Here is a 1,902-nt window from a genome sequence, read left to right as displayed (position 1 = left end):
GCTGTCTTCCGTCCAGATGCCGCGCAACGCTCGGATAAATTCCTCCGACCGGCGATAGCGCTCGTCATGATCGAGCCAGAGTTCGCCAATCGCGGCGAACTCGCCTCGGAACCAGCCGCTGACGACATTGACGGAGACGCGGCCATTGGTCAGGTGGTTGATGGTAGCGATCTGCTTGGCCGCCAGCGCAGGGTTCCACGGACCGGGCAGGATCGCTGCGATGACCTTCAGCGTTGTGGTCGCGGCAAGCAAGGCATGGCTGAACGAGACTGATTCGTGCTGGTTGTCGGCCCCATAGCCGGCTGTGAAACGGATCTGGCTCAGCGCATAGTCGAACCCGTTGGCCTCGGCAATCTGGGCGAGCTTGCGGTTGTAGTCGATATCCCAACCCGTCCGCTGCTCGATGTTGGAGATGACCAGGCCGCCGGAGACGTTCGGGACCCAGTAGGCGAATTTGATGGCGTCGGAATGCGAACTCATGTCGTCGTTTCCCCTGTTGATTGGCTCAGCCGACGCGGGTGGCGACGGCGGCATTTGCGTGACTTGAGTTGAGCAAGGAGACCGCGTCGGTAGCGGCCCTTGCAATACGCTCGATGATGGCTGCGCCGACGATTTCGCCATCGACGAAATCGTCGGGCGTGCCGTAGACGCCCGTAGGGACGGTGACAGAGCCAAAAAAGCCGAACAATGGCCGGAGCTGATGTTCGAGCACCAGGCCATGGTATGGGCTCCCGCCGGTCGCCGCGAGAAGCACGGTCTTGCCCGTCAACGCGCGATAGTCGACCAGGTCGAACAGGTGCTTGAGAGCGCCAGTGTAGGAAGCCCTATAGACAGGCGTTCCGACCACGAGCAAATCGGCCTTCTCGACACGCTGGATAATCGCTTCTCCAGATGCGCCAAGTGCGCCGCGGGATAGTCCGGCGAAAAGCGACGGTGCTGCCTCCGTGATCTCAATCAGACCGGTGTCGGCAAGCAGGCGCAACGCGACCGCCTTGACCAGCGCATTGACGACCGCCGTGGTGCGGGACGGGTTGCTTACACCGCCGGATATTCCAAGAACCGATAATCGTGCCAAGTCATCTATCTCCCACACATGCGCCATAGGCCACCACCGAAACCAAACGATATTCTACGAAATCTGTAGACATAAGGTACTTTGTTCTGATGTTTTCACGTCAATGGGAAAAACGGCGCTGCTAGGAGCGGCACGCCCACCGCATTCGATCTCAAATGGGATTAACTTGGCAGGGGCCGTAGGCGTCACCCGCGAGTTCGACTTTGGTGAAAACAGGCTCCGCCGGCGCGATATGAGGAATGTCGTCCAGCCGTTTGTGACAGCGCTCTCCACCGATGCCACGCAATCAAATGAGCGCGTGTATTATGACGGCTAGGCGTGCGAGAAACGTCCTCAGGCATTGCCCTACGAAGGAGCCGATATTAGCGCCGAGATTTCAAGGCTGGTCAGGGACGATTGAGAGTTTTGAGCACCGGCAGCACGAAGGCGGCAATCGCAGCGTCATGCCTTCGGAACCATCGGTAGCTGCTCAATACGTTCTGTTGTGCTCCTGCCTGTATATGTGTTGCGTAATTCCCCTGAATGGCAACGGATTACCTGCGTCTGGTTATTCATTCTTCACCACTCACCCGCCCTTGATGATCTTTCGAAGCCGGGCGGGATCGGACAAAATCGCGAGGTCCTTCAACGGATTGCCGTAGACGGCGATGAGATCTGCGTGAGCGCCAGGCGCGATGGTGCCGATGAGGCCTTCCATGTTGAGCACGCGGGCAGCATCCACCGTCGCGGATCGGATCACGTCCCGAGGCTTGAGAACGCGGCCGCGCAGAAGAAATTCCTCTGATTGGTGCCTATGCATCTGGCCAAGCAGATCGGAGCCGTAGCCC

General features: G+C 59.0%; 3 protein-coding genes. All 3 read right to left on the bottom strand.

Annotated features, from left to right (window positions below):
• On the bottom strand, positions 1-480 hold a 480-nt coding region (locus EOA86_RS32875; RefSeq protein WP_128345378.1), incomplete at its 3' end, for an LLM class flavin-dependent oxidoreductase.
• A gap of 25 nt (positions 481-505) precedes the next feature.
• Positions 506-1,075: an FMN reductase gene (gene msuE, locus EOA86_RS32870; RefSeq protein WP_236473434.1), complete on the bottom strand. Its 570-nt coding sequence runs from the start codon at positions 1,073-1,075 to the stop codon at positions 506-508.
• A 565-nt stretch (positions 1,076-1,640) separates the two neighbouring features.
• The coding region (locus EOA86_RS32865; RefSeq protein WP_164892243.1) for an amidohydrolase family protein at positions 1,641-1,902 on the bottom strand (262 nt) is incomplete at its 5' end.

It is taken from the genome of Mesorhizobium sp. M5C.F.Ca.IN.020.32.2.1 (genome assembly GCF_004023105.1).
GTDB lineage: Bacteria > Pseudomonadota > Alphaproteobacteria > Rhizobiales > Rhizobiaceae > Mesorhizobium > Mesorhizobium wenxiniae.
Note: the sequence above shows the minus strand (reverse complement) of the source record. Positions and strands in the feature narration are given on the sequence as shown.